Raw genomic sequence first — 7919 nt, 5'->3', positions numbered from 1 at the left:
AAAACGGGGAGCCAAGCGGATGAAGTCCATAGTGAGGCGGATCAGTGCTCCGATCTGTAGCGAAGCTGCTCACGCCGTTAGCCATCGCCACCCTCACGACGATCGCCCTCGCCGATGATTCCGCAGTGGCCCAAGAGAACCCGAATTCCGGGGATCAACCCCTACCAGACCGAAGCTCGAACGACGGCGATGTCGACCGCGACTCTCGGCCGACGTTCTCGGGTGGGGCGGACGGCCGTGGCGGGATCGGGGCGGGCGTGGACTCGGGGCCATCATCTGGTGGTTCGGGTACGGGTGGCGGCGGGGCGGCGTCGTATGAGCCGGTGTGTACGTGGGCACCGGCGAACATCGCCAACACGGAGGGGACCGCGGGCGTCGTCGACTCCGCCGACCCCGACGCTCAGATCGAGAACGCGAACGGTGATCTCGGGTGGGTCCGGCGTTGTGGCGCAGGCGAACCCGACTTCGTGTGGATCGCACCGGCGGTCGATCCGATCGACCTCATTCCCGGCGCAGCTGCACGTGCCCGCGCCCAGCTCCCGCTTCCATCTCCCGACATGAACCCCACCGCCGAGGTCGGATCGGTGGCCAACCTCGGGGTGTGGTTCGCCGTCGACGAACCCGGCACGACCACCGCCCGGGCCACGCTCGGATCGGCATGGGCGCAGGTCCAGGGCGTGTTCGAGTCGGTCAGCATCGACCCCGGTGACGGGTCACCAGCGGTGACGTGCGACGGGCTCGGAACGCCCTATCCCGAAGGTTCCGAAGATCCCGACGAAGGCCCGTGCGGGCACACCTATCTCGAGCGCACCCCCGATGACGCACCGCATCAGATGACGTACACCATCACCTACGGCCTCACGTGGTCGACGAGCGACGGCCGTTCGGGTGACCTCGGGACGTACGACCGTTCGACCACGTTCGACTACGACATCGACGAGATCCAGACCGTCGGCACCCGCTGAGCAGCATCGTCAGGCGTTCTCGTCCGCAGTCATGCCGGAAACCGGGAAGAAGCGCGACGAGAACGACGGTGGACCCCAGAACGACGGCGAGTCCGAGAACGACGGCGAACCGCACAACGACGGAGAACCCGGAACGGTGGAGCGGGGCGGCGTCGGGAGCGACGGAAACACCCGGGATCGGGCGGACGGGCGGGGGTTGCGGTCAACCAGGCCGGAGGGGCGGCCGCCGCTGAACGACGGGTCGGGGGAAGTAGCGTCTCGGGTCACGTATGGGATTGCAGTCGTTGGAGCACCGTCTGGAGCGTATGGTCGAGGGCGTGTTCCGACGTTCCCGCGGTTCGATCCGCCCCATCGAGCTCGGTCGACGTCTCGTTCGCGAGATGGACGACAACCGCACGGTCGACGTGAAGGGCCGCCGGATGGTCCCCAACGACTTCACCGTGCTGCTCAATCCGAACGACAACGCCGGCTTCGCGGACATCGAAACCGCACTCGTCACCGAACTCGCCGAAGCCGCTCGCGAGTACGCGCGCGAAGAGGCGTACCACTTCATCGGGCCAGTCAACGTCGCGCTGACGGTCGACGAACGGCTCAAGCCGGGCCGCTTCAGCGTCGTGTCGCAGCTCAAACAGGGCCGAGGCGGCGTGGGTGCGGGATCGATCGTGCTCCCCTCGGGCCAGCGGGTCAGTCTCGGCGAGCACACGACCACGATCGGCCGCCTCCCCGAGAGCACGATCACGATCGACGACGGCAACGTCAGCCGTCAGCACGCGCGGATCGCACCGGGAGCTCGGGGATACGTGGTGACCGACCTCGGGTCGACGAACGGCACGCTGGTGAACGGCAGCCGGATCGCCGGCCAACAGCAGCTCGCCGACGGCGACATCATCAGCTTCGGTTCCACTCACCTGCGCTTCGAGGCGTCTTGACCTCAGCCCTCGCGGCGAAGGCGGTGACGATTCCATGAGCGACCAGGTCCTCAACATCTTGAAGCTCAGCCTGCTCGGGTTGGTCTACATCTTCTTCGCCCGCGTGCTGTGGGCCGTGTGGAGCGAGGTCAAGTCCCCCCGGGCCCGCCCGCTCACCCGCACCCAACAACCGCAACCGGGTTCGGGAACGGCACCCCAGACGCGGCCGGTCGCCGCGCCGAAGGCCGGCAAACCGCCGAAGGGCAGCGGCGGTCGCGCTGCACGTCTCGTCGTGCTCGAGCCGAAGCATCGCCGTGGGACGACGGTCGCGATCACCGACGAGATCACCCTCGGCCGCGACGACAGTTGCACGATCTCGATCCAGGACGATTCGTTCATCTCGACCCATCACATGCGCGTGTACGACTACGACGGACAGCCGATGGTCGAGGACCTCGGTTCGACGAACGGCACCTATCACAACGGCAATCGACTGCTCGGGAGCCGGCTGCTGCAGCCCGGCGATCGCATCCAGGTCGGATCGACCGTGATCGAGGCACAATGAGTCCGACACGGCACGGTTCGCCGACAACTCTGATGATCTCGACAGGCGGACGCGATGGCTGAACTCACGTGGGGCGCCGGGACGCACCCCGGCCAGATCCGCCCGGACAACGAGGACCACCTCTACGCGGCCGACGGGATCTACGTCGTCGCCGACGGCATGGGTGGGCACGAAGCCGGAGAGGTCGCCAGCGAACTCGCGGTCGATCGCATCCGCGAGTTCCTGTCCGACGACGAACTGGCGCCGACGGCCGAACGCGTCGTCGAGGCGATCAGCAGCGCGAACGGGGACATCTTCCGGGCCGCGATCTCCAACCCGGGACAGAACGGCATGGGGACCACGGTCACCGTCATCGCCGTCATCCAGGACCCGATGGCCGGACGCGGCGAACCGAACATCGACGACAACGATCCGCTCAACCCGGATCGCGTCACGCCCATCGTCCCGCTCGAACAGCCCGAAGCGCTGGTGCTCGCCAACGTCGGCGACTCGCGCACCTACCTGCTGCGGCACGACCGCCTGCGGCGGGTGACGATCGATCACAGCTACGTCCAGGAACTCGTCTCGACCGGACACATCACCGACGACGAGGCGCGCACCCATCCGCGCCGGAACATCATCACCCGTGCGCTCGGGATCGATCCCGACGTCAAGGTCGACTGGTGGACGCTCCCACTCGTGCGCGGCGACCGGTTCCTGCTGTGCAGTGACGGACTGGTCGACGAGATCGACGACGCGGCCATCTCGAAGACGCTGCTCGAGGTCGACGACCCACAGCAGGCCGCAGACTCGTTGATCGAGCAGGCGAACACGGCCGGCGGGCGTGACAACGTGACCGTGATCGTGGTCGACGTGCTCGCGGGTGACGACCCGCCCGATCCGACCCAGGAGCTCGACCTCATTCCCACCTGGGCCGACGACCCCGGTGCCGACATCGACGCTCCCGAAACCAGCGGCGACGGGGAGTCCACCACCGACGATTCCGGCGACGCGGCCGAGGCAACGCCGAAGAAGCGGTCGCGCCGTTCGCGAGTGCTCCGGGCGATCCTGATCTTCGTCGTTCTCGCGCTGTTGGTCGCAGGGTTCGCGACGATGGCTCGTTGGGCCCGGAGCGGGTACTTCGTCGACTTCGACAAATCGGGTGACGTTGTCATCTACCAGGGACAACCCGACGGATTCCTGTGGTTCGAGCCGACGGCGGAGACGGACGGCAACCCGGCCCGCGACGAGCTCGACGAGGCCAGCGTCACACTCGTCCTCGCCCGCCCGACCTTCTCGAGCCTCCGCGATGCGACATTGTTCATCCGTGAACTCGACCTCGTCGACACGCCGACCGAAGCCGACGATCCCGGCGGCGCATCCGACTCGGGCTCGGCCACCGAGCGTTCGACGTCCAACACATCCGGCCGGACCGTCCCGGACACGACTGAACCCGACACCACAGAGGCGTCGTGACCGACACGCTCGAGGCTGACCTCGAGCCGACTCGGCTCAGTCGACGCGAGCGCCGGGCCGCCGCCCCGCTCGCCTATCGACGACGCAACGCCGAACTGACGCTGATCATCCTCGCGGCGTCGATCACCGCGCTCGCCTACACCATCGCGTCACTCGGGACGAACGCCGAGATCCCACCCGGAATCTTCGGATTCGTCGCGATCCTGCTCGGGCTGCTGCTGATCGCGCATCTCGCGGTGCGCAAGTTCGCCGTGGGTGCCGACGCGACGCTGCTGCCGCTCGCCGCCCTCCTGCACGGCATCGGGTTCGTGATGATCACCCGGCTCGACGACACCCTCGCCGGTCTGCAGTCGCTGTGGAGCCTGCTCGCCGTCGGAACGTTCGTCGGCGTGCTGATCATCGTCCGGCGAGTCACCGACCTCGCCCGGTTCCGCTGGACCTTCTTCGCGGCCGGAGCGATCGGCCTGCTGCTCCCGATGGTCCCGGGACTCGGCTCGAACATCAACGGTGCGCGCATCTGGGTGAGCGTCGGAGCGATCAACTTCCAGCCCGGCGAGTTCGCCAAGATCGCACTCGCGATCTTCTTCGCCGCGTACTTCGCCGACAACCGCGAGCTGATCGCGGCCAAGACGTGGCGGGTCGGACCGGTCCACCTCCCCGAGCCGCGCTTCATCCTCCCGGTCGTCGTCGCGTGGGGATTCGCCGTGGTCGTGATGGTCGGCCAGCGCGACCTCGGATCGTCACTGCTGTTCTTCACGCTGTTCGTCGTGATGATCTGGGTGTCGACCGAGCAGGTCGGATGGCTCCTGCTCGGCGCGGTGATGTTCGCCGGAGCGGCGTACTTCGCCTGGACGCAGTTCGGCCACGTGCAGACCCGCGTCGACATCTGGATCGACCCGTGGTCCGACTCGCTCGACAAGGGATACCAGATCGTCCAGTCGCTGTTCGGCCTCGCCGACGGTGGCGTGACCGGAACGGGCCTCGGCCGCGGGAACCCCAATCAGGTCCCCGAGGCGCAGAACGACTTCATCTTCGCCTCGATCGGTGAGGAACTCGGCCTGATCGGTGCCACAGCGATCCTGATGTCGTACCTGCTGATCATCGGTGCCGGCCTGCGGACCGCGCTGCGCACCGACCGCGAGTTCGAGAAGCTGTTGGCGGTCGGGTTGACCACGATCATCGGGGTCCAGGCATTCATCATCATCGGCGGGGTGATCAAGCTCGTCCCACTCACCGGAATCACCCTGCCGTTCGTCAGTTACGGTGGTTCGTCGCTCGTGTCGAACTACATCCTGCTCGCGCTCCTGATGCGTGTGTCGGACTCGGCGGCGCGGCGCCTCGGTGAGGTGCCCGATGAACCGACCCCCGGCGAACGTTGGGCGGCATGGCGTCTCCGTCGCGAGATCCGCCGCGACCAGAAGCGCGCGGCCAAGCGTTCGGGAGCGGTCGCATGAACCGCCAGATCCGACAGCTGGCGGTGGGTCTGATGTCGCTGTACGTCGTGCTCTTCGCGACGCTCAACTACTGGCAGGTGGGCAAGCAGGAGGTGCTCAACGCGAACGTCGAGAACACCCGCGCCGTGCGACGCGAGTTCGACCGACCACGCGGACCGATCGTCACCGCCGACGGTGTCGTCGCCGCGATCTCGGTCCCGACCGTCGAACCCACTGCCGACTTCGACCGGATCCGTGAATATCCGACGGGCGACCTGCTGTCGAACGTGACCGGCTACTTCACCCTGAGTTTCGGTTCGACCGGGGTCGAACGGGTCTACGGCGACGTCCTCACCGGCACGACCACCGAGCAGCAGATCCGTGCGCTCGGCGACCTGCTGTCGAGCAACATCGACAACTCGGGCTCGGTCCAGTTGGCGTTGCGCGACGACCTGCAGGAGGTCGCCAAGTTCGCCCTCGGCGGTCGCACCGGGTCGGTGGTCGTCACCGAGGTCGCCAGCGGGGCGGTCCGGGCGATGTACAGCAACCCGTCGTACGATCCGAACACCTTCGTCAGCCTCCCGTTCGAGGACGCGCAGGAAGCGATCATCGACCTGCAGAACGCTCCGGGCAACCCACTGCTGTCGGGCGCTTTCCAGCAGCGCTACATGCCCGGCTCGACGTTCAAGGTGATCACCACGGGGATCGGGCTCGAGGCCGGTGTGATCGACACCACGACCGAGTTCGCGCGCGAATCCGAGTGGGTTCCGCCGCAGACGAACGATCCGATCCAGAACTACCGCGGATCGGTGTGCGGTGGCGATCTTCCCGAGGTCTTCCGGCGCAGTTGCAACATCCCGTTCGCACAGACCGCGATCAACCTCGGACCGGACCGGATGGTCGACGGCGTCGGCGACTGGGGAATCGGTGAAGAACTGCCGCTCGACATCCCGGGAGCGGTGGCGAGCACGTTCGGCGACACGACCGATCTCGACCAGAAGCTGCCGCTGCTGGGAATCCGCGGATTCGGACAGAACGACGACCAGATGGTTCCGCTCCACATGGCAATGGTCGCTGCAACGGTCGCGAACGGTGGCCGGATGATGGCGCCCTACGTCGTCGAGGCGACCTACGACCACGAGGGCCGGGTGCTCGACGAGACGCGACCAGAGGTGTGGAAGACACCGATCACGCCGCAGACCGCGGCGACGCTCACCGCGCTCATGACCGGCGTCACCGAGGGCGAGGGAGGCACGGGACGCAGCGTGCAGCTCGCCGGTGGCCAGCGCTTCGCCGGAAAGACGGGCACAGCCGAGCTCGGCATCGTCGACGATCCCGACCGGGTCCACGCCTGGATGATCGGGTTCGCGCCGCTCGAAGCCCCCAAATACGCGATCTCGGTGGTGCTGACCGATCTCAACTCGACCCAGGCCGACGCCGCGACCGGTGGCCGCGAGGCCGGCCCGATCGTCAAGGCGGTGCTCGACTACCTCCTGACCGGAGCCGGAGCCAACGTGCAGCTCGGCGGCGGTGGGTGAGCCCTCGATGACGCCTCCGACGAAACCGCCGACGACCAGGGCCGGGAACGAACGGATGTCCTGGCGCGGCTGTGAATCCCCGGCGCGTCGATATCCTCGATCGACGGCTCTCGCGGAGTCGGCGGGAGAACCTGAACAGTGACGAACCAAGGCGACGCAACGGTCATCAACGACCGCTACGAAGTGCACAAGCGCATCGGGCGCGGCGGGATGGCCGACGTTTTCTCGGCGCGCGACCTGCTCCTCGACCGACAGGTCGCGATCAAGGTCCTGTTCCCCGAGTTCGCGACCGACGACAACTTCGTCGAGCGGTTCCGACGCGAGGCACAGTCCGCTGCGAACCTCTCGCACCCGAACATCGTCAACGTCTACGACTGGGGCAAGTACGAGGGCACCTACTTCATCGCGATGGAGGAGGTGCAGGGACGCACGCTCGCCGACGTCCTGAAGTCCAACGGCCAGCTCAACTCGAAGCAGGCAGCCGAGATCGCCAGCGAGGTGGCCGCCGCGCTCGGGTTCGCCCACGAGAAGGGCACCGCCCACCGCGACATCAAGCCCGCCAACATCCTGATCGGCCGCAACGGTCAGGTGAAGGTGGCCGACTTCGGGATCGCACGGGCGATGAACGCCCCGACCGAGTCGAACCTCACCCAGGTCGGTTCCGTGATGGGAACGGCGACCTACTTCTCCCCCGAACAGGCGCAGGGAGCGCAGCCCGATCCGCGCAGCGACCTCTATTCGCTCGGCATCGTGATGTACGAGATGCTCGCCGGTCGCCCACCGTTCACCGGCGACAACCCGGTCAGCATCGCCTACAAGCAGGTGCACGATGCACCGCAGCCACTCGTCCAGATCGTCGCCGACGTGCCCAAGGGCTACGAGGCGATGGTCGCGAAGTTGCTCGCCAAGGATCCCCAGGTCCGCTACCCGACCGCCGGAGCGCTGCGCGACGACCTGCGCCGGTTCCGCAACGACGAACCCGTCCAGGCCCTGACCGACGCGGCGACCAACAAGGCCGCCCGCGCCGCCGAAGCCGAAACCGCTGCCCTCGGAGC

7 protein-coding genes are annotated in these 7919 nt (G+C 67.2%); all 7 read left to right on the top strand.

Annotated features, from left to right (window positions below):
• The first annotated feature begins 323 nt into the window (after nt 1-323).
• Nucleotides 324-965 carry a hypothetical protein gene (locus WBV89_RS07185; protein WP_423980650.1) on the top strand — a complete coding sequence of 214 codons (642 nt, stop codon included), beginning with the start codon at nt 324-326 and terminating at the stop codon, nt 963-965.
• Between the two features lie 269 nt (nt 966-1234).
• Nucleotides 1235-1894 (top strand): FhaA domain-containing protein, encoded by a 660-nt coding sequence (locus WBV89_RS07180; protein ID WP_423980649.1) that lies wholly within the window; start codon nt 1235-1237, stop codon nt 1892-1894.
• A 34-nt stretch (nt 1895-1928) separates the two neighbouring features.
• On the top strand, nt 1929-2438 hold the full coding sequence (locus WBV89_RS07175) for an FHA domain-containing protein (RefSeq protein WP_423980648.1): 510 nt from the start codon (nt 1929-1931) through the stop codon (nt 2436-2438).
• A gap of 54 nt (nt 2439-2492) precedes the next feature.
• The gene (locus WBV89_RS07170) at nt 2493-3893 is read left to right on the top strand and encodes a protein phosphatase 2C domain-containing protein (RefSeq protein WP_423980647.1); all 1401 of its coding nucleotides are present in this window, start codon (nt 2493-2495) and stop codon (nt 3891-3893) included.
• Nucleotides 3890-5347 carry an FtsW/RodA/SpoVE family cell cycle protein gene (locus WBV89_RS07165; RefSeq protein WP_423980646.1) on the top strand — a complete coding sequence of 486 codons (1458 nt, stop codon included), beginning with the start codon at nt 3890-3892 and terminating at the stop codon, nt 5345-5347. The genes WBV89_RS07170 and WBV89_RS07165 overlap by 4 nt, the downstream gene beginning before the upstream one ends.
• On the top strand, nt 5344-6864 hold the full coding sequence (locus WBV89_RS07160; RefSeq protein WP_423980645.1) for a peptidoglycan D,D-transpeptidase FtsI family protein: 1521 nt from the start codon (nt 5344-5346) through the stop codon (nt 6862-6864). Before WBV89_RS07165 ends, WBV89_RS07160 begins: the two co-directional genes overlap by 4 nt.
• A gap of 138 nt (nt 6865-7002) precedes the next feature.
• Nucleotides 7003-7919, top strand: a 917-nt coding sequence (locus WBV89_RS07155) for a protein kinase domain-containing protein (protein WP_423980644.1), incomplete at its 3' end; no start/stop codon positions are given.

This window comes from Ilumatobacter sp., from assembly GCF_049588435.1.
GTDB lineage: Bacteria > Actinomycetota > Acidimicrobiia > Acidimicrobiales > Ilumatobacteraceae > Ilumatobacter_A.
The sequence above is the reverse complement of the archived record's forward strand: the minus strand, read 5'-3'. Positions and strand labels throughout refer to the sequence as shown.

Excerpts from the sequence above, each read along its gene's own strand:
- WBV89_RS07180 (WP_423980649.1), top strand. The coding sequence starts at position 1,235 with ATGGGATTGCAGTCGTTGGAGCACCGTCTGGAGCGTATGGTCGAGGGC.
- WBV89_RS07175 (WP_423980648.1), top strand. The coding sequence starts at position 1,929 with ATGAGCGACCAGGTCCTCAACATCTTGAAGCTCAGCCTGCTCGGGTTG.
- WBV89_RS07170 (WP_423980647.1), top strand. The coding sequence starts at position 2,493 with ATGGCTGAACTCACGTGGGGCGCCGGGACGCACCCCGGCCAGATCCGC.
- WBV89_RS07160 (WP_423980645.1), top strand. The coding sequence starts at position 5,344 with ATGAACCGCCAGATCCGACAGCTGGCGGTGGGTCTGATGTCGCTGTAC.